The organism is Mesorhizobium waitakense (genome assembly GCF_056431085.1).
This window is the reverse complement of sequence record NZ_JBWKME010000004.1, coordinates 17,884-38,144: the sequence shown is the minus strand read 5'-3', so window position 1 is coordinate 38,144 and position 20,261 is coordinate 17,884. Positions and strand designations below refer to the sequence as shown.

The window sequence follows — 20,261 nt, the reverse complement described above, 5'->3', positions numbered from 1 at the left end:
GCCGTCCGGCTTGCCGTCAAGGGGGCAAAATTCAGTCGGGAACACACCCGTGAGCAATGCCATTGGCACAGCAACGAACGCTCTGAATTCGGCCACCCATGCGGAGGCGACCCGCCGGGGGCGAGGCTTGAATACGCTGCTGCGCATTACGCGTATGAACTTGCGGCACCCTCGGCAGGTCACCTTCGCTTTCGGTTCCACGATCGGAGCAGTAATCCTCCAGTTGCTCATTCCCCAGCTTCTCGGGCGGGCTGTCGACCAGACCCAGATAGCGATCGGGGACGGTGTCACGGGGACCACGGCAGAACAAGCGCTCTGGACCCCGGCTCTGCTGCTGCTCGGTGTCAGCGCGCTACGCGGCCTCTTCACGATGGCGCAGAACTATTTTGCCGAAGCCGTCGGGCATCAAGTCGCGTACGAACTGCGGCTCGCTTGTTACGACAAGATCCAGCGTCTCAGCTTTTCCTATCACGATCGCGTGCATTCAGGTGATCTGATCATGCTCGGCATTCTCGATCTTGACGGCGTGCGGACGTATTTTTCCAACGCACTGGTTCGCGTGCTCTTGCTCAGCATGCTGATCGGGATCGGCGCCTACACTATGATCTCAACCGACCCGGTGCTCGGCCTGGTCGCGCTGAGCTTCGTACCTTTCGTCGCCTGGCGCTCGTCGGTCACACACCTTAGGCTGCGCGCCACCTGGCTAGACCTGCAGGAGCGGCTTTCGGTCCTGAGCCGCGTGATGGAGGAAAATCTCGCAGGCATCCGGGTCGTCCGCGCCTTTTCGGCACAGGCTTATGAGATGCTGAAGTTCGACCGCGCCTCGAAGAACGCGCTCGACCGCGCACACCACCAGGTTGACGTCTCCGTGCCCAACACATCGGCAATGACCCTCTCCTTTTTTTTCGCCATGGGGTTGGTGCTCTGGATCGGTTGCAACAAGCTCATCGCCGGCGATATCACGGTCGGGACGCTGGCGACGTTCCTGACCTTCATGACGATCCTGCAAATGCCCGTCCGCCAGATCGGTCTGATGGTCAATGCCTTCGCCCGCGCTTCGACTTGCGGTTCGCGTCTCTTCGCTCTCCTCGACCAGGATATCACGATCAGGGATGCTCCCGGCGCCAGACCGCTCGAGATCAGTGAAGGCATTCTGCGGTTCGACAATGTCTCGTTTGCATATCCCGGTACCGAAAACCGCGCCATTTTGAAGAATATCAGCTTTGAAGCCCGCAGGGGCGAGACGATCGCGATCGTCGGTCCGCCGGGTTCCGGCAAATCGACAATGGCTCATCTGATTGCCCGCTTTTACGACGTGAGCGGGGGCGCCATCACGCTTGACGGGCATGACATCCGCGGGGTCACCCTCGCGACGCTTCGCAAGATGGTCGCCGTCGCACAGCAGGATGCATTCCTTTTCACCACGACGATCGAGAACAACATCGCTTACGGCGATCCCTGGGCGAGGGAACAGCGGATCGAGCGCGCCAGCGAATCCGCCCAGCTGCACAGCTACATCCTTAGCCTGCCATCAGGCTACGAGACGGTCGTCGGCGAACGCGGCGCCTCTCTCTCGGGCGGCCAGCGCCAGCGTCTCACGATAGCTCGCACGATGATGCTGCGCCCATCAATCGTCGTTTTCGACGACTCAACGGCCGCGATCGATGGGGCCACCGAGCAGCGCATCCGCGCGGCGATACGACGTTTCGCCAAGGATAGGGTTACGATCATCATCGCCCACCGGCTGAGTTTGCTCACGCACGCCGACCAGATCCTTTTTGTCGACAACGGCGAGATCGTCGAGCGCGGTACCCATCAAGAGCTCTTGGTCAAGCGAGGACGCTATAGCGCCTTGCACGATTTCCAGTTGCGCGCCAGTGATGACATCGCGATCGCGAATGGAGGCGTGACCTGATGGCCAAGGGGCATGTCAGCGAACCCGAAACCGAAACCAATGACGGCAGGCGCCCCCCGCGCGCGGTCGTCGGCTCCCATCGCATCGAGGAGGAGATGTTCGGCCGGGCTTTCGACAACAACATCGTTCGGCGCATCTGGGCCTTCGTCCGCCCCTACCGCGCTATGGTAATCATCTCCGTCGCCGCATTGATGATCTTCACCGGTACGCAGCTTCTCATGCCGCTTATCATCCGTTACGCGATCGACCACGCCATGACTTCGGCTGGCGCTGATCGCTCCGCCCTGCTTGCGGCCGCCGAGGCGTTCGGCCTCACCATTGTGGTTAATTTCGGCGCCGCCTACACACAGGAAACCGCGGTGGGGAAAATGACCGAGAACGTCCTCTTCGATATCCGCCGCGCCATGTTTGGTCATCTGCAGAAGGTTTCGCTCTCCTTCATGGACAAGACCGAGGTCGGACGCCTGATGTCCCGCCTTCAAGGCGACGTCTACGCCATCCACGAATTCCTCGAAACCTCAATCTATTCCGTAGCCGATTTTGCGCTTCTCTTCGGCATTGTTTTCGTGATGTTGTACCTCGACTTCCGCCTCGGCCTCCTGACGCTCTCTGTCCTGCCGGCCTTGTTGATCATCCGCATCGTCTGGTTGCCGCGTGCCCGCCATGCCTTCATGGCCGCACATGAGACCAATTCGGTCGTCAATGGCGCGCTAGCCGAAGCCATTCACGGCGTGCGTACCATACAGTCCATGCACCGTCAGCAGGTAAATTTCATGCTCTATGACGATAAGTCACATGCCAACCTCAGGGCTCACCTGATCGCTGCCAGGTGTGCACAGGTCATGGTCCCGATCGTCGATGGCCTCACCGGCCTGGCCATGGCCGTCATGATCGCGGTCGGCGGCTCCATGGTCATGAATGGTAGAATCGATGTGGGCGTATTGGTCGCCTACCTGTTCTACATCCAGCGCTTTTTTGACCCAATTCGCTCACTTACCCTGCAATATTCGGTCATGCAGCGTGCCATGGCCTCCGGCAAGCGCCTGACCGATGTGCTCGACGTCAAGATCGAGGTACAGGACAAACCGGGTGCCAGGGTGCTTTCGCCGGAAATGGGCGGCTCGGTCGAATTCAGGAACGTCACCTTCGGCTACGAACCCAACCATCCGGTGCTGAAAAATGTCTCCTTCCGGGTCGATCCCGGCGAGACGGTCGCCTTGGTCGGGCCAACCGGTTCTGGCAAATCGAGTGCGATGGCCCTCGTCCGCCGCCTCTATGATGTTCAGCAGGGCCAGGTGCTGGTCGGCGGACATGATGTGCGCGATCTCACCCAAGAATCGCTCGGCGGCCAAATCGCCATGGTGCTGCAGGAGCCGTTCTTATTCACGGGGACGGTCTTCGATAACATTCGTTACCATAAGACCGACGCCACGCGCGACAAGGTCATCGAGGCCGCCAAGGCGGTCTGCGCCCACGACTTCATCATGAGCCTTGCCAACGGCTATGAAGCCGAAATCGGAGAACGCGGTGGCAACCTTTCTCTCGGCCAGCGCCAGCTCATCAGTTTCGCCCGCGCTCTCGTTGCCGACGCCAAGATCCTGGTTCTTGATGAGGCCACCGCCAACATCGACAGCTACACGGAAATCCTGATCCAGAAGGCTCTGAGAAAACTTCTTGAAGACCGCACTGGCCTCGTCATCGCCCACCGCCTTGCAACAATCCGTGGTGCCGACCGCATCATTGTACTTCAGAATGGCCAGGTCATTGAGACCGGCAACCACGACCAACTGATGGCCATGGGTGGGTTCTATTCCAAACTCTACAATCTTAACTACGCATCCTTCGACGACATTCCCGAAGAAAAACTCGATACCACCGCACTAGGGGGGTCCCGGACCTGATGTAAAGTCGGCCGCTGTCGGCCTCAACCGTTCCATCTGGTTGAGGCCGACGAGATCGTTGGACCTGGCGTGCTCGTCGGCGATAGTGTCGGCGGCCGCGCTACATGATCGGGCTCGGCGGCCAGGCTGCGTCGCATCTATCTCGCAGATTCGCGATGGCGTCTCCGGGCTGATCAGTCTCGACAGCAGTCCATCCCGAAGCTGGACCATGCGCGATGTGTCCCTGCGGGTCACTTCAATATTCCCCCGGTTAAGGTCAGTCAAACTCCTCCACCCGCAAGGCAGGACAGATGTGGATTTGTTAGTTTGACTTTGTTTCCCGGGCAAAGGCTTCAGCGGCTTCTTTGAGGCGATAGCAGTCATGAAAACAGCGCGTATCCAGGTCCGCAGCGATGCCGATGCCGTTCTGGTAGAGTCCATCGAGCGCGCAAAGAAGGCCATGCGAACGGGTATCCCTTCGGAACCTTCACATTCAGTTCGCCCTCGCAGCTGTTCACGGTGATCAGCCCCAAGCGGTGGGAGCTGATCGAGCACCTGAAGCGCGTGCATGACGATCTGTCCGGGCTGATCGATTGGGGCATCATCGAGCGCACCGACGACGGAAAGGTTTACGTGCAGATTCCGACATATCCGGCCGGGCATTCTAGCTTGAAGCCGGCCGCCGTTCCGACGTGAAGCTGGCCACCATTCCGATTAATATCCGGCCACTTTGAAGCCTGAGAAGGAGCACCTGGGTCAGCAACTTTGGCATGACGGTCCTTTGGAACAAGAGACGCGTAATGCCGGCAAAGAGAAGGCTGACCATGAGACATTTACGACAGATGCTGCGGCTTGCGGGTGACGGAACGAGCGCCCGAGAGATCGCCCAGAGGCTCGGCACAGCGCGCAGCACCGTGCAGGATAATAATCTGAAGCGTGCAGCTGCGGCGGGGTTGAACTGGCCGCTGCCGGGCGAGCTGACCGACGACGCGCTTGAGCGCCGGCTGTTCGCCAGGGCGGGCTCAAGCAGGGCCTGCGGCGGCTTCCGGAGCCGAATGGGCGGGGCTGGCGCTGGAACTGAAGAAGCCGGGGCACGCTAATGCTCGCCGTATCGCGCCGTCCATCCCGGCGGCTATGGCTGCAGTCGTTATGTTGCGGCCAGATTTATGTTGCGGCTGCAGGGGTGAGCCAAGGCTCTCGGTGATTTCCTCGGCCCAAGCCGCCACATAAAGAAGAACGGCGATGGCGATTGCACTACAAATGCTTTCAGGAATGCCATCAATGACGGCAGGGAATCGTTGACGTGGGGGCTTTTTCAGGCTGCTGATATCAACCTTGGCCAACGCCTTGGCCTTCATTTGCAGATCCACCTCGGCTTAGATGTGCGTGGTGTCCAACGACACATGGCCCAGCCAAACGCGGATCGTGTTGATATCGACACCTACACGCAGGAGGTGGACGGCTGTCGTGTGCCGAATCGTATGGGGGCTGACGCGCTTCTTGGTCAGGGTCGGAACGGCTTTGCTTGCCATGGCAGCATATTGCGTCACGACGCGGTGTATTCCGAACCGCGTCAGAGGCTCCTTCATCCGCCCAAGAAAGACTGCATCGCTTTTATCCCGATCGATCACCAGGCGGGCCAGCGATGTTGCCGTCGCTGGCCACAATGGGCAGATCCGGATCTTGTTCCCCTTGCCATGAAGACGCACTGAAGGAAACGCGCCCAGTTGAAGATTGCCGACCGTCAATTTTGCTACCTCATCCGCGCGAGCACCGCTGTTGTACAGGAATAGCAGCAGAGCATGGTCGCGCGCCCCCAGAGTCGTACGCCTGTCGGGTTGACCGAGAAGCGCATCCATCTCGGCCTCTTCGAGATATCCGATCGCGGCCTTTGCGGTCTTCTTGAATGGGATTGCCCTTATCTCGGAACACCAGGCCAGGTGGACCGGCGACCGCATGCCGATGAAGCGAGCCAGTGAATGAATGGTCACAAGCCGTTGGTTGCGGGTTGCATCGCTGCATCGGCGATCACGTTCCAGATGGTCCAGGAACTTACGGGCGACTTCCGGCGTCAGCTCTTCGACGGTCATGCAATCGATGGCACAGCCTTCCTGTTTGCTAGCGAACGGCAGCAACAGAGCCAGCGTGTCGCGGTAGCTGGCTTGGGTGTTGCGGGAAAGATTGCGCTCTGCGACAAGATGTTCCAGTAGAAACCGACGAATCCACGGACCAAGGAGGTTTTTATCCGTCATGGTTGGCCTCCATCGCGTACGGTGCAAAGCGCTCGCTGGCCGCCTCGAGGAGATCCGGCGTCATCTGCAAATAGCGCTGGGTTGAATGTTTCATAATGAGTCCTGTCCGGTTGATGGAGCGGTAATTAAGGCACGGCGGGCGGGAACGGCGTTCGGACCCGGGCGGCCTTTGATAATCGTGAGGCCGGAAGGAGTATCCCGCAGACCACGGTTGAGATTGTCGCTGCAGACTTTGGTGATGAGCCCTGGCGCCCCCATTGATGCACCGTGGTCTCGGCGATCGCGAAGTGTTCGGCCACTTCCTGGGTGATGAGCAGACCACAATCCCGCAGGCGCTGGCGACGGCCGGGCAGGTTGTAGGCCCCACGGATGAAGGCGATCTTCTTGAGTTGAACGGCTTGCCTTCCCAGCTTCGCAGACCGCGTTCATTGAAGATATCGGCGATCTCGCGATCGCAATGACGGTCGAGCAAGCGGTCTACGTCGGCGACGAGCTCAGGCTTGAACTTGCGGATCTGGGCGATCGGCAAGGGCCGGTCCAGCGTCAAGGTGCGGGTCGCCCCGCCGGATAGTCGCACGTTTGCGATAATCCTCTCGGCCTTGACCAGGGTGACGTCGGCCACCAGCAGACGCGGGATGCGCTTGCGCTCACTCATGTCGATGCGGGGATCGCTCCAGATCCGCGGGAGCTGCTCGGCAAGATCGCGGACGCGTTGCTGCGTCTCGGCATCGAGGGCAGCGGCTTGCTCGGGCGCGCGTTGTTCATAGTCTTCGACGACGTCGGTGTGGAGCCGCAGCTTCTCGTTCCACTCGGCCTCGATAGTGTCGGCAACGAGGCGATTGGCGGGATCGACCTTCATGTAGCTGCGCCGGGCGAGCTCGGCGTCATGACGCGTCCGCTCCAGGGTGACGTCAAGGGTCATCGGCGTCATCAGCTCGACAAGCAATGCACCCACCGCGGGGTCGACGACTTTGCCGGGCACGGACTGGCATACCTTGCCGCCACGACGGGTGGCGGTCTCCTGGCAGATATAGGTCGGGACGGGTTTGCCGTGCTCTTGGCTATAATGAACTCCCATGCGCTCGCCGCACAGGGCCGCAGAGAACGCGGCCCTGGAGCAAGGCGCTGCCTTCGCGCACCGGTCCGGCGCGGCGCTGCATTCCATAGGCTTGTGCATTGGTGGTGAGACGCTCCTAGTTGGCCCTAAAGCACTCCCAGGCGATATAACCTGGATGCATGTCGGGGATGACGAACCGAGCCATATCCACCTTGATCTGCGAAACGCCACCGCCCGGCCCGGGGCCGTCCACGCGTTCGACCGTAGACGAAGGCGCCGGCATATCTCGGATTATGCAGGACCTGAAGGATGCGGGTGTGCCGTGGCGGCGCCCTCGATCATGACGCGCACCCCTCAATTGGTTCAGCATGCAGACCTTTTCAAATGCACGCGATGGAGCGGCTCGGGCTTCCCCAAACCACCAACGCTTGATTTGTCGATTTCGCTTAAAAGTCCTTTCACAGACGCTTGATCTCGATGCCATATTTCCTCAGCACGTACCCAATCTGGCGCGGCGTCAGCCCAAGCAGGCGCGCCGCCTTTGCCTGGACCCAGCCACATTTTTCCATAGCCGCAATGACACGATCGGCATCAGTCACCCTCGCGCCATTTAAGTAGGCTGGGCCGGCAGGCGCTAACGGCGCAAGCTCGCCTATGGGAGGCGGGACCCCAAGGGCGGCCGAACCGGTGGCGTCGGCCGGCGGCGTGCTCGACTTCACTGGCACCGGGACGATCGGCCCAGCTTGCAGCGAGGCCTTCCACAGCGCCGCGGCAAAGCACTGACCGTCGCAGCAGGCAAGGTCCTTTCTGAAGATAGATGGGCCCGCCGCCAAGACCGCTGCCCGGTGCACGCAATTTTGGAGCTCACGGATGTTGCCGGGAAATTCACAGTTCTTCAGTACCTCAATCGCACTCGGATCGAAGGTCAGCGTACGGCCGTTCTCATCACTAAAATTCTTGAGAAACTCAGCCGCGAGGAGCGGAATATCACTGCGCCTTTCCCGTAACGCCGGCACCTGCAGGTGAACCACGTTGATGCGATAGTAGAGGTCGCGGCGGAACTCGTTCCTTGCAACCGCCTCTTCCAGGTTCTTGTTCGTGGCGGCAATCACGCGAACATCGACCTTAACGGTCTGGTTGCTGCCGACGCGCTCAAACTCCTCCTCCTGGAGAACGCGCAGGAGCTTTGCCTGAAACGACCCCGAGATCTCGCCGATTTCGTCGAGGAACAACGTTCCCTTGTCAGCGAGCTCAAACCGTCCCTTGCGCGAATTGAACGCGCTGGTGAAGGCACCCTTTTCATGGCCGAACAATTCGGATTCCAGGACTGTTTCAGGCAATGCCGCGCAATTAAGTTTGACGAAGGGTCGCTTGGCGCGCGGCGACAACTCGTGAAGGGCCCTGGCAACCAATTCCTTCCCGGTACCGGATTCGCCTCGTATCAGAACCGTGCTCTTTGCCTTGGCAACCACCGCTATCTTCTCAAGCAGCGCGTTTAGCGCTGGACTGTCGCCAATCATCCCCTTGACGTAAACCTTCTTACGCTCCCGCGCAGGCTGCTTTTGCAACCGTTCCCCCTCCGCCATCGGTCGCGCGCGGTCGCCGGGGGACAAACGATGCAACTTAATGGTCTGTCCCACCAGGGTGGCGACAACGGTGAGCAGCTGGACATCACAATCGGGCGGATACCTTGGCCCATTGTCCAGGGCGCGGTCGATGGTCAGGGTGCCCACGACGTTCGCATCCACGCGAATGGGAACGCCGATGAACGACACTGCTACGGTGTCTGAGGCCCCGAGCATTTCAATATCGGCGGCACTGAAGGCCAAATGCAGCGCTATGTTCTCGGCGACGAGCGGCGTATCGGTCGTCATAATCTGATCGATTGCCTTGCGCGGCAGGCGCCTGCGGTAGCGCTCATCGCTGCTCTCGTCCCACTCGGTGCTTACGGCAATGTCCAGTACGCCGTCACCGTTGAACGAAGAGATGATGCCGTGTTGCATCCGCACAAACGAGCGCAGCAGCTTGAGAGTTTTGGCCAAAGCCACTTCGAGTCGGGAGGGAGCGGCGAGTACTTTCGATATTTCGGAGATCCCGGTAAACGCGCTTTCGTACGGCTGCACACCAGGGATCACGTCGTTCTTCTCGGGCTTTGCGTTAGCCCCTTGCGCGTCCTTGTCGCACGACGGCGTCTTCCTGGCCCTTTGTTCGGGTTTGCCGATGTTGTGATGCATGTCGTCCTCGATCTCGCGCTTTGAAAACAATGCCCGTTGCAGGGTGCAGCTGCGACGTTTCGGACAAGCGCGAAAATGGCCCTGACATGAAGTTGGGGCGCCACCATCCGATTGCCCGCCAAGCGGGGCATTGCCTGACGCATGTCTTGGTTTTCCTCTTAAGGCGGGGCCGCCATCTCGGCTTCTGTCAGGCGCAACCGCACGTTGACGAAGTGACCGGATCGAGGGAGGATAGTCAATCGAGCTATCCTTTCATTTGTGAAAGGATACTCGGCGCTCTGATAGAATTCTATCAGGTCAATACATTTCTCTTGTCGGTCTCAAAATCTTGCTGCTTATGCAGTTCCGGCACGTCAAGCCGCCGGCGCAACGCTGAGGAGTCTCTCCCCAGATAAAATACGATATTCTTGGCAGTTGCCCATTTTGCGCCGTAACGGCATCCGCTCCAGGACTCGAAAAAGGGGCGTACGCACTCGGAACGAAGGCCCGGGTCTCGCTGGAGTGGCTCTGGTTAAAGGAAGGCCTTGGCCTGGCGCCTGACAGGCCACGGCAGAGACGACCGTGGTGGAGATGATTGGCTTCCTGAGGAAACTCGGCGCTAGACGACCTCGCGGGCGCACTTGCCGCTAGCATCGGTTTCATCCGACATGGGCTATGACCCGGGAGTCGGTGGGAGACGCTCAGTAGACCCAGGAACTCTGCGACCTCCCGTGATCTCACGTTGGAGTAGCCATCCGGGACGCCTGCTGCACCATCATCTCCCGCATCCAGATGCTTGCCGGATCACTGTTGTGAAAGGCGGGCCATTGGACGGTCTCGGTGAATGTGGGAAGCGGCAGCGGGAGTTCAATGATCTTCAGGGGGAACGTTTTTTCGAAATGCTTAACCAGCCGTAACGGCATGGTCGCTACACGATCTGTGCCTGACACCATGGGCGGAATCATGCTGAAGCCCTGCACGGCGACCTCGACACGTCTCTTAAGACCATGCTCAAGGAAAAACCATTCGTCGATAGAGGGCCTCAGCGCGCGCCCGAACCTGACCGCAACGTGCCTCATCGACAAATATCTCTCGAGTGTAACCTGCCGTGGTAGCTGTTTGTTCGTAGGGCAGCCCACGCACACGAGCCTCTCGTCGAACAACGCCACTCTTGAATGCGCGCTCGACGTGTACAAATCCGGAAGAATTACAAAATCGATGTCACTGCGCCGGAGAAGCTCATCCGGCTCGTCGTCGACATGCAGCAATTCGAAGCTGACGGAGGGTGCTTCCCGGGCAACACGCTCCACGACCTTCCCAAAAAATACTAGTGTGATGAAATCGGAAAGAATGATCCTGAAGCGCCGATCGGATTGAGCTGGGATAAACGGGTCCTGGGAAATAATCGAGCGCTGGATTTGCAGGAGTGCGTCACGGACTGCGGGGGCGAGCGCTTGCGCACGCGGTGTCAAAATACGTACGCGGCCGCTCAGGATAAATAGGTCATCATGGAAATAATCGCGCAGCCGGGCGACGGCCGCACTCATCGCCGGCTGACTTAGGTTGATGCGGCGTGCCGCCTCCGTGAGCTTGCGTTCGGTCAGCAGCGCGTCAAGCACCACGAGCAGATTCAGATCAAGACCCTTGAAACGCATGTCTTAAGCCATCCAAAGCGTGTATGCGCTTCATCTAAACAAACGATTGTACCGATTTTGCAGAACCTTGCATAGGGTATCCAAGGATGGAAGCCCTAAACCTTCTGATGTGGGCGGAACATCAAGCGCGTCGCATGTCCATTGCGACCAGATTTGTCGGTGATCTGCGCAAGCTACGTCGCGGCGGCTCGGCGCGACAAGCTAATTGCGTGGGCGCTTAGCTCGAGAAACCGTAACCAAGATGAGGCTTCCATGCGCTCACAGCTACGATGGAGGTTGTGCTGGGAAAATGAGTTGCAACTGGCCGACCACATCGAACTCGCCGACTTCTTCCGAAAGACTTATGGACCGACTGGGGCCTTCAATGCGAAGCCATTTGCAGGCAATCGGAGTTGGGCCGGAGCAAGACCCGAGTTGCGTGCAATCGGCTATGACTCGGGCGGTGTAGCGGCTCATATGGGCTTACTACGCCGCTTCATTAAGGTTGGCGAAGTCGATCAACTGGTGGGCGAACTCGGATTGTACGGGGTGCGTCCGGATCTTGAAGGACTCGGAATCAGCCTTTCGTTCCGAGTCGTCTATCCAGTGCTGCAGGAGCTTGGCGTTCCATTCGCTTTCGGCACGGTTCGGCACGCGCTGCGAAACCATATTGTAAGATTCTTCAGAGACGACTTGGCGACCATTGTGTCGGGCGTTCGCGTACGGTCGACCCAAGCAGAGGTATATCCCGACCTCCCGCCGACGCGCCTTGAGGACGTGCTCGTTGTGGTCTTACCGGTTACGCGGCCGATGAGCGATTGGCCGACGGGTGCAATAATTGACAGGAACGGGCCAGAGCTATGAACCCCAACTATCTGTCCGAAGTGCCGTTTGAGTTCGCCGACCGCGTTAGCGATCGCAGCGTTTATTTGACGTTTGATGACGGTGCTAACCTACTTTTCACACCGCAGATCCTCGACGTGCTGGCGCAACATCGGGTGCCGGCGACTTTCTTCGTCATCGGTGCCTACGCCGCAGAGCAGCCGGAACTGATCCAACGAATGATCGCAGAGGGGCATGAGGTAGGCAATCACACGATGACCCATACGGATCTGTCCCGATGCGGATTCGAGGAAGTACAACGTGAGATATTTGACGCGAACCTGGCCATCATGATGGCGTGCCCGCAGGCCTCGGTGCGCTACTTTCGCGCGCCATACGGGGCCTGGAGCCAAGAGGTGATCACTGCCTCGGAGATCGCTGGGCTGACCCCCCTTCATTGGTCGGTTGACCCACGAGACTGGTCTCGCCCCGGCGTCGATGCAATCGTCGATGCAGTGCTCACCTCAGTCCGTCCTGGCGCAATAGTGCTCTTGCACGACGGGTGCCCTCCCGACGAGCTGACTCTTGGCGCTTACGCCTATCTGCGTGACCAGACCACAACGGCGCTGTCCCGTTTGATTCCGGCGTTACACGACCGCGGATATGAAATTCGCTCCCTTCCACAACATCACTGATCAATGAGATCCTATGGACCTGCTAGCTCCAGTCAGTACCTTCGTCGTGTCTTTTTATGCGCTGTTCTCGGCCGCATATGAAGGCTTGCAGGCGGTTTATGCCCTGCGGACAAACGGTTCGTCAGCATCGGACGAACTGGTCGGCCCCGACCCTTGGCCGAGCGTAGATGTCATCGTACCCTGCTACAACGAGGACCCGCGCACGCTCTCGGCATGCCTAGCTTCCATCGCAAGCCAACAATACGCCGGAAAACTGCAAGTTTATGTGGTTGATGATGGTTCTACAAATTGCGACGCCGTCGTACCTGTACACGATACCTATGCGCGCGACCCGAGATTCAACTTCATTCTTCTTCCCAAAAATGTCGGAAAGCGCAAGGCCCAGATTGCGGCGATACGCCGCTCATCAGGAGACTTGGTGCTCAACATCGACTCGGACACGACAATCGCATCCGACGTCATCACCAAGCTTGCACGAAAGATGCGAAATCCAGTGATCGGGGCGGCCATGGGGCAGTTGACGGCCAGCAACCGGATGGACACTTGGTTGACCCGATTGATCGATATGGAGTATTGGCTGGCTTGCAACACGGAACGCGCCGCACAGGCTCGCTTCGGTGCGGTTATGTGTTGCTGCGGCCCATGTGCTATGTACCGCCGCTCCGCGCTCGTTTCCCTGTTGGATCAGTACGAGACGCAACTGTTTCGAGGGAAGCCGAGCGACTTCGGTGAGGATCGTCATCTAACGATCCTCATGTTGAAAGCAGGCTTTCAAACCGAATACGTTTCGGACGCCATCGCCGCAACAGTCGTTCCGGACAGGCTGGTGCCGTATTTGCGCCAACAACTCCGCTGGGCGCGGAGCACTTTTCGAGACACGCTGCTAGGGCTGCCCCTCCTGCCCAGCCTCAATGGCTACCTCACGTTAGACGTGGTCGGACAGAATCTAGGTCCGCTATTGCTCGCCGTTTCAGTACTAACAGGGATCGCGCAGCTCTCACTCACGGGCCAAATGCCGTGGTGGACGGTCCTGGTGATCGCATCGATGACATTGATTCGCTGCAGCGTGGCAGCGTTACGTGCACGTGAATTGCGATTTTTCGGCTTTGCTCTTCACACATTCATCCAAATCTTTCTGATAATTCCGGTGAAAATCTACGCGCTGTGTACGTTGAGCAATAGTGATTGGTTGTCACGCAAAATTGGCACTGTGCAAAACAGGAGAAACAGGCAATTCATCGTGCAAATCACGATTGCTGTATCAAAGACTACAGCACGTCTCGCAATTACTGGGTCAACTGACAGGGAAGATCCTTCGCAATGCTCTGCGGGGCTGGCGACGTGTGGCGGCATTTGCCGCGACGAGTAAGACTAGAAGCTCTGACCCCAGACGAGCCGAGCTTCTCATCGAGCATGCGGAGCTCACAGGCCGAATAGCTTTTCGAAGGCTGACGTAAGCGCATGTCTAAATTTGCAATGGAACTCACCGGGGTAAAGAAGTCGTACGGCGACAAAATCGTTGTCGACGGGCTGTCGTTCACCGTTGCACCGGGAGAGTGCTTCGGCCTTCTGGGACCGAATGGCGCGGGCAAAAGCACGATCGCGCGTATGGTCCTCGGCATGATATCGCCAGACGCGGGCAAGATCACGGTTCTTGGTGAACCTGTGCCGTCACGCGCTCGCTGGGCCCGCATGCGCGTCGGCGTGGTCCCTCAATTCGACAACCTTGATCTCGAGTTTACAGCGCGCGAGAACCTGCTGGTCTTCGGACGCTATTTTGGCAAGAGCGCTCGCGAGCTTGAAGCGGTGATCCCATCGCTCCTCGAGTTTGCCCGCCTTGAGAGCAAGGCGAATGCACGTGTGGCCGAGCTATCCGGCGGTATGAAGCGGCGCCTAACGCTGGCACGTGCGTTGATCAACGACCCGCAGCTGCTCGTATTGGATGAGCCGACCACCGGCTTGGACCCGCACGCGCGCCACCTGATCTGGGAGCGCCTGCGTATCCTGCTGGCGCGCGGCAAGACGATTATTTTAACGACCCACTTCATGGAGGAGGCTGAGCGGCTTTGCGATCGGTTGTGCGTACTCGAGCATGGACGCAATATCGCCGAGGGCAGCCCTCACGCCCTGATCGATAAGCATATCGGGTGCCATGTGATCGAGATCTTCGGTGGCAATCCGCGGGAGTTGAGTTCGCTGATCAGGCCTTACGTTCAGCACATCGAGATGAGCGGCGAAACACTCTATTGCTATGCGCCCGATCCGGAACAGGTGCGGGTGCAGCTACGCGAGCGCGCTGGTCTGCGGCTTCTGCAGCGTCCCCCTAATCTGGAGGACGTTTTCTTGCGGCTGACCGGGCGCGAGATGGAGAAGTGAATGATGGACGAAGGTTTTGCGGCGGCTCTACCCGCCAACGCGTGGAATTGGCTTGCCGTGTGGCGCCGCAATTATCTGGCATGGAAGAAGGTGGCATTTGCGTCAATTCTCGGCAACCTAGCCGATCCGATGATCTACTTTTTCGGACTAGGCTCTGGCCTCGGAATAATGGTCGGTCGCGTTGAAGGTACCTCGTACAGTGCTTTCCTGGCAGCCGGGATGATCGCGGCAAGCGCGATGACCGCTTCGACCTTCGAAACAATTTACGCGGCTTTCGCTCGCATGCGCGACCGGCGCATTTGGGAAGCGATCTTGTACACCCAGCTCACCCTCGGCGACATCATTCTCGGTGAGTTGGCGTGGGCAGCCACCAGGGCCTTCCTGGCCGGTACGGCAATTACAATTATTGCCGCCATGCTGGGCTATGCGGCTTGGCCGTCCGTGCTCTATACGCTGCCGGTCATCGCCCTCACTGGCCTAACCTTTGCGAGTTTGGCGATGGTCGTCACCGCCCTTGCGCCGAGCTACGACTATTTCGTGTTTTACCAGACGCTCGTGATCACGCCCATGCTGTTCCTGTCCGGCGCTGTCTTCCCAATCAACCAACTGCCTGGCGCCTTTCAGCAGGTAACACGCTTCTTGCCGCTGGCACATTCGATCGACCTCATTCGTCCGGCAATGCTCGGTCGCCCGGTTGTTGATGTCGGCGTGCATATCGGCGCTCTTTGCATTTACGCAGTAGTAGCATTCTTCTTGTCGTCTGCATTGCTTCGCCGACGTCTGCTGCGTTGATACTGCTTGCGACTTAAAGAAGGAGACACGGGTGCAGCATCGCTACAGCCTGGAGGTAAGCGTGCTCGGATTGGAAGAAGTGGCGCGAGCGGATATCGAAGGCCGAGGCGCCGGCGCAACTGACGCACAACACCACCAGCGAAGATGTCACCTGTTATAGAAGGTCCGGATGGAATCGGAGCAGGTGCTGAGCGCTACGGAGCAAAGCCACCCCCCAGTTTGAAGAGCCGGCGGTGCCAGGATTCTTTGCTGGATCCTTCGCAAATGTTAATCGGAAACGCACTCAATGACCCATCTCCGCACTTCTCCTGAGCCATTTGCAATCCTGGCGATGCCGAGGAGTGGCACGCACTACCTGGAAGAATTGCTAAACGAGCATCCGAATGTGTTAAGCAACGGTGAGTTGCTCAATACATATGATACGAATTGGCCCGATAAGGATCGCCTGCTACGCAGCGATCGCGAACTCCTGGAGCAGGCCTTCTTGCACTACCCGACGAGAAGCGACAAGAAGGTGACGCATGTTGGCTGCAAGATCAACGAACCTCAGTTTTACGAGCGTCCGGGCTTTTTTGGACAACTGGCCCGTTGGGAGGGCCTCAAGGTCATCCTTTTAATTCGCAGAAACACATTGGAATCGCTGAGATCGCTAGTGCAGGCAAGACAAACTCGCCAGTGGCTTAAGTTCAGTTCGGACAAGAATACCGCTCCACCGTCACCCGTGACATTGTCACTCGCCGCCTGTGAGGCCTACTTCAAAGCTGCCGATGATTTCCACGCTCGGGTCGTGAGCGCCTTCGGGTTAACTAACATGCTCGGAATCGAGTATGAGTGGCTTCTTCGCGATCCCGGCGCTTGCGTGGCAACTGTCTTGGATTTCCTTGGCGTTCCAGCGCTTCAGCTCCCTGGTAGCGGCGTCCTTGAGCGCCAAGAAACGCGCCCGTTGCACGAAACGGTATGGAATTTTGATGAGTTGCGGGCACACTTCGCACATGGTCCTTATGCGAAATTCTTTGAGCTCGGTGCCGCCTGACTGGCTCCTCGCAGCCACTGGCGCGCTTACTCCCAGCGTCACATTGCATGCTTGTTGACGTAGCATTCCTTTTGCGGGAAGAGGCGCTCCGCTCTATTGTGTCAGCGCTTCAAGGCATTTGTCGGCCCGGTCCCAGTCTGCTTGTAGTCACCTCGAGGTCCATGTCAGCGCGGTCGAAACAGTTGACCAAGACGACGCCGGCATCGATGTGACGGGTAAAGGCGTGGGCGTTCCCGATGTCGCGTATCCAGATGGATGCCGAGCGCGACGGTTTTGTCGCGAAGCAAGGCTTTCGTCCTGATCTTGACGCCGAATTCGGTCACTCCACCAGGACCGGCGTCGCCATGTTGCCCAAGGCTTTGTTGTGATTTACCGGAGCATTGCCGTTTAGCGGCGAGCGGTCATCCCTTTGGCCTCCCTCACGCTGCCTGGCTGGGCTTACGGGGCAACCCGGTCGAGAAAGACATCGAATGCGGCAGCAACAGCGCGAATCACAAAGCGATGCTCCTGCCGCACGCGGATGAAACCCTTTTCGATGTCCACTATCCCGTCCTCGGCCAGCATCGCCAAGCGTTCAGCTGAATCGAGAAAGCGGCTCGGATCAGATCTATGGGCGGCGCAGATTGCCGGCACATCGGCCTCGAGATCGCTCATCAGCCGCTCGATGATTGCGGCTCGCACGCGGTCTTCGTCGGTGAGGCGGTAGCCCTTTGACGTCGCCAGATGCCCAGCTGCGATGTGCCTGGTGTAGGAATCCCGTGTAACCTCGTTCTGGACGTACCCCTCGCCGACACGGCCGATAGCCGACGCGCCGAACCCGATCAGGGTTTTGCAGGTGTCGGCCGAATAGCCCAGCGAGTTACGCCGCAGGCGACCGGTTTTTTGTGCCAGCGCGAGTTCGTCGTCCGGCAAGGCGAAATGATCGAGCCCGATCTCTCGGTAGCCTGCGGCAACCAGCGTCTCGGCTACGGCCGCAGCATGTTCGGCGCGAGCAGCGCTGTCCGGCAGCGCTGCCTCGTCGATCAGGCGCTGATTCTTTATAAGGGACGGAATGTGCGCGTAGCCGAACACCGCAAGCCGGCTGGGGCGCATGGCGATCGCCGCCGTCGCGGTTTCGATGCAGGACCGCACCGTCTGATGCGGGAGGCCCAAGATGAGGTCGAAATTGATGCGGCTTACTCCATGTCGACGCAGCATTTCGACGGCAGCGGCCGTTTGCGCCTCACTCTGGACCCGGTTGATCTCTTTTTGAACAATGGGGTCGAAGGTCTGCACGCCGAGGCTCGCCCGGTTCACGCCGGCTGCTCCTAAGGCTTCGGCCATCTCGGCCGTGAACGTTCGTGGGTCGATCTCGACGGCGACCATAGCCGTTTTCCTCAACGCGAAACCGCGGCCCAGGAGTTCCATCATGGCCAAGAACTCCGCTGGCCCAATGAGGGTCGGCGTTCCACCGCCGAAATGCACGTCGCTCACGGGCAGCGGTTGCGGCACTTGCTCCAAGACCAACCGGATCTCGTCACGCAGCACCGCGAGATACTTGATGATCGGGGCATCCTGCCGGGTGATGGTGGTAGGGAAGCCGCAATACCAGCACAACGATCGGCAGAACGGAATGTGGAGATAGAGTGACACCGATTCCTCGGCCGGCAGGTCCCTCAGCCATTCCTTGTATGACTCGGCACCGACCGCCTCGGAGAACTCCGGCACAGTCGGATAGATGGTGTACCAAGGCAGGCGGGCCTTGTGATATTTTGTCAGGATCGAGGTCCGCAACGGTTTACCGTCCTATGCCGATAACTGTCATTCTTACCGCTGCGGCTCTCCTGTGTCTTTGCGCTAAGTCAAATCCGTTCCGCTTTCGCCGCGAAACCGGCGTTTCGGCAACCTGCAAGCTCGCGCAACCCAGGTAGAAGCTAATACCGGGAGCGACCAATCGGACAGCGAATTCATGGTCAGCCAACTCGTGTCGTAATTTCGGATTGAATCGTCATTGCGGTGTATAGGGAAGCATCTAGCGGCAGATTCCCAAATGCCCGTTGACAAAGAAGCTAGTTGGAACCTGCCTCTTCCAACTGATCAAGCAGAGTCTTTCGCATAGACGGCCGATCCTACTACGCACAATTCACTCCCGATTGCTGCATCGAAGGTCAGCGGCAAGTTTGGCGGAGTCGCGATGGCATTAAGGTCGTGAACGAATCTAAAACTCCTGAGCCATCATTCGTAAGCAGGTGCGGCGAGCGAATACGCATCTGCTTCAGAACGCCCAATGACGACCATTCGGAGTAACAAGAAATGGCGCTTTAGCTTCGCTCGATCCAATTTCGAGAAATTGAGCACCTTGCATCATGTCAAGTTTGCAGTTGAACGAAAAAACTGGCGACATCCTCGCCACCCTATCGCCCGGGGGCAAGGAAAGCTCTATAAATGAGCCCGAGGAGTTCAGACGATCCGTTACCTGCGATCACCTGATCCTTGGAGACGCCGTAGGCATTGGAGGCCGCCTCCCTCAAGCTGATGTTGCCGTCTTCTGGATACAGTTATTGGCGTTCGATGGCTGCAACCGCACTTTCCATTATGCGTGCCGGCAATGGAAATGGGTTCTCATTTGTGTTTTAGTTTGACGCAACCTAAATCCGGTGCTGGTCCGTTGGACGGCAGAGCTTCTAATTGTCTCGTCACTTGCAAAAGGGACGGAAGAACACTTTGCAGTTTTGCATCGCCTTAACACCTTGGTCAGGGCCCGACCGCCGTGAGGTCGGTCGGGCTGTCCTCGATCGGATGGACTGTACGTCGCGGCCGATCGGGCCCTGGTCACGGTCAAGCGCGAGAAACGGCCTGACGTATCACGTCGCAGACATTGCCGTTCCAATTCCATCTGCCGGGAAATTTCTGATGGAATGCTATCATAGACGGCTGGTTTCCTTTCACAAATGAAAGAGAGTTCGATTGGCTCTCCTCCCTCATTCCGGTCTCCTAAATCAACGGGTGGTTGTTGGGCGGCAGAAGCCAGACAGCCAAGAACGACGGCCGCGCGTCATGGAAGGAAGGTCTGCCCAGCGCCTCCGCGGTCCCCGGCACGCGCTGACGGCCGAGCGCATACGCCTATTGAAGTAATGGCGGAACAGGTTATCGCTGCCGACGAGACTGGTGGGCTCACTGGCGTTGCTTGCGGCAACCGCCATTCCCCTCGTCATTGATGACGGAGAAGATACAGCAGGCGGTTTCGCGTGCGACGGCACGAAGTCGTCGAGCGCGGCGTCCTTGGGAGCGCGACGACTGCGAAGCCTCTTTTGAACCGCACCATCGCGGGTCGGGAACCAGCGGTCTCTGCTTCTCGACGTCCTATTTCAAAGTGTCGATTGCAGCGCGAGCGCGGCAAGGACACGGTCGCGTAAGGAATACGCCCTTTGCTGGTGCCAACGATGCGGCTCGTCGCAAAGACGACAAAAGCGAGGGGCGAGCAAAACCGCAAGCCCAAGAGGTCGACCGACGGCCGATCTGCCAGGGAACAAAAAGACCTGCTTGAAGGCGCGCCCTTATCAATCTTATGCATTCTTCAGACCGACCGTTGGCGAATCTTCGTGCGAGATTC

At 58.6% G+C, this 20,261-nt stretch carries 17 protein-coding genes and 2 pseudogenes; 11 read left to right on the top strand and 8 right to left on the bottom strand.

Annotated elements, in window-relative coordinates; genetic code table 11:
- Positions 1 to 61 precede the first annotated feature (61 nt).
- The 4 genes from AC07FD_RS00355 (at position 62) to AC07FD_RS00340 (ending at position 4,895) form a co-directional block, all read left to right on the top strand.
- Positions 62 to 1,915, top strand: a complete 1,854-nt coding sequence (locus AC07FD_RS00355; RefSeq protein WP_245331070.1) for an ABC transporter ATP-binding protein — start codon at positions 62 to 64, stop codon at positions 1,913 to 1,915.
- Positions 1,915 to 3,816: an ABC transporter ATP-binding protein gene (locus AC07FD_RS00350; protein WP_378921984.1), complete on the top strand. Its 1,902-nt coding sequence runs from the start codon at positions 1,915 to 1,917 to the stop codon at positions 3,814 to 3,816. The genes AC07FD_RS00355 and AC07FD_RS00350 overlap by 1 nt, the downstream gene beginning before the upstream one ends.
- Positions 3,817 to 4,314: 498 nt before the next feature.
- Positions 4,315 to 4,491 carry a DUF2087 domain-containing protein gene (locus AC07FD_RS00345; RefSeq protein WP_245331018.1) on the top strand — a complete coding sequence of 59 codons (177 nt, stop codon included), beginning with the start codon at positions 4,315 to 4,317 and terminating at the stop codon, positions 4,489 to 4,491.
- Between the two features lie 74 nt (positions 4,492 to 4,565).
- Positions 4,566 to 4,895, top strand: a complete 330-nt coding sequence (locus AC07FD_RS00340; RefSeq protein ID WP_379079143.1) for a helix-turn-helix domain-containing protein — start codon at positions 4,566 to 4,568, stop codon at positions 4,893 to 4,895.
- On the opposite strand, the gene AC07FD_RS00335 is transcribed toward AC07FD_RS00340, so the two are convergent.
- From AC07FD_RS00335 to AC07FD_RS00315, 5 genes are all read right to left on the bottom strand, one after another.
- Positions 4,818 to 5,153: a hypothetical protein gene (locus AC07FD_RS00335; RefSeq protein ID WP_378922014.1), complete on the bottom strand. Its 336-nt coding sequence runs from the start codon at positions 5,151 to 5,153 to the stop codon at positions 4,818 to 4,820. The two genes, AC07FD_RS00340 and AC07FD_RS00335, sit on opposite strands and share 78 nt — an antisense overlap.
- 18 nt (positions 5,154 to 5,171) lie before the next feature.
- Positions 5,172 to 6,047, bottom strand: a complete 876-nt coding sequence (locus AC07FD_RS00330) for a tyrosine-type recombinase/integrase (RefSeq protein WP_378921988.1) — start codon at positions 6,045 to 6,047, stop codon at positions 5,172 to 5,174.
- Positions 6,037 to 7,224 carry a hypothetical protein gene (locus tag AC07FD_RS00325; protein WP_378921990.1) on the bottom strand — a complete coding sequence of 396 codons (1,188 nt, stop codon included), beginning with the start codon at positions 7,222 to 7,224 and terminating at the stop codon, positions 6,037 to 6,039. Before AC07FD_RS00325 ends, AC07FD_RS00330 begins: the two co-directional genes overlap by 11 nt.
- Positions 7,225 to 7,562: 338 nt before the next feature.
- Positions 7,563 to 9,338, bottom strand: a complete 1,776-nt coding sequence (nifA, locus tag AC07FD_RS00320; RefSeq protein ID WP_095084246.1) for a nif-specific transcriptional activator NifA — start codon at positions 9,336 to 9,338, stop codon at positions 7,563 to 7,565.
- Between the two features lie 716 nt (positions 9,339 to 10,054).
- Entirely contained in the window at positions 10,055 to 10,972 is a 918-nt protein-coding gene (locus AC07FD_RS00315; RefSeq protein WP_095082092.1) for a LysR family transcriptional regulator, read from the bottom strand.
- 252 nt (positions 10,973 to 11,224) lie between these two features.
- Between AC07FD_RS00315 and AC07FD_RS00310 the strand changes: the two genes are divergently transcribed.
- The 7 genes from AC07FD_RS00310 to AC07FD_RS00280 all read left to right on the top strand — a co-directional run bounded on the left by AC07FD_RS00310 (position 11,225) and on the right by AC07FD_RS00280 (position 17,037).
- Positions 11,225 to 11,815, top strand: a complete 591-nt coding sequence (locus AC07FD_RS00310; RefSeq protein WP_095084247.1) for a NodA family N-acyltransferase — start codon at positions 11,225 to 11,227, stop codon at positions 11,813 to 11,815.
- The gene (nodB, locus tag AC07FD_RS00305; protein ID WP_095082094.1) at positions 11,812 to 12,468 is read left to right on the top strand and encodes a chitooligosaccharide deacetylase NodB; all 657 of its coding nucleotides are present in this window, start codon (positions 11,812 to 11,814) and stop codon (positions 12,466 to 12,468) included. Before AC07FD_RS00310 ends, nodB begins: the two co-directional genes overlap by 4 nt.
- Positions 12,469 to 12,481: 13 nt before the next feature.
- Positions 12,482 to 13,837: a chitooligosaccharide synthase NodC gene (gene nodC / locus AC07FD_RS00300; RefSeq protein ID WP_095082096.1), complete on the top strand. Its 1,356-nt coding sequence runs from the start codon at positions 12,482 to 12,484 to the stop codon at positions 13,835 to 13,837.
- A 92-nt stretch (positions 13,838 to 13,929) separates the two neighbouring features.
- Positions 13,930 to 14,844 (top strand): nodulation factor ABC transporter ATP-binding protein NodI, encoded by a 915-nt coding sequence (gene nodI / locus AC07FD_RS00295; protein WP_095082098.1) that lies wholly within the window; start codon positions 13,930 to 13,932, stop codon positions 14,842 to 14,844.
- A 3-nt stretch (positions 14,845 to 14,847) separates the two neighbouring features.
- A complete protein-coding gene (locus AC07FD_RS00290) occupies positions 14,848 to 15,636 on the top strand; it encodes an ABC transporter permease (RefSeq protein WP_095084248.1) in 789 nt (262 codons plus the stop codon).
- Between the two features lie 286 nt (positions 15,637 to 15,922).
- On the top strand, positions 15,923 to 16,669 hold the full coding sequence (locus AC07FD_RS00285; RefSeq protein WP_095082100.1) for a sulfotransferase domain-containing protein: 747 nt from the start codon (positions 15,923 to 15,925) through the stop codon (positions 16,667 to 16,669).
- 236 nt (positions 16,670 to 16,905) lie between these two features.
- Positions 16,906 to 17,037 (top strand): hypothetical protein, encoded by a 132-nt coding sequence (locus AC07FD_RS00280; protein ID WP_378921994.1) that lies wholly within the window; start codon positions 16,906 to 16,908, stop codon positions 17,035 to 17,037.
- Positions 17,038 to 17,107: 70 nt separating this feature from the next.
- Here AC07FD_RS00280 and hemN read toward each other — a convergent pair whose 3' ends face one another.
- From hemN to AC07FD_RS00265, 3 genes and pseudogenes are all read right to left on the bottom strand, one after another.
- A complete protein-coding gene (hemN, locus tag AC07FD_RS00275) occupies positions 17,108 to 18,442 on the bottom strand; it encodes an oxygen-independent coproporphyrinogen III oxidase (RefSeq protein ID WP_095082102.1) in 1,335 nt (444 codons plus the stop codon).
- A 179-nt stretch (positions 18,443 to 18,621) separates the two neighbouring features.
- A pseudogene (locus tag AC07FD_RS00270) lies at positions 18,622 to 18,955 on the bottom strand (LLM class flavin-dependent oxidoreductase); the annotation flags it as partial.
- Between the two features lie 16 nt (positions 18,956 to 18,971).
- Positions 18,972 to 19,378, bottom strand: a pseudogene (locus AC07FD_RS00265) (histidinol-phosphate aminotransferase); the annotation flags it as partial.
- Positions 19,379 to 20,261: the final 883 nt, after the last annotated feature.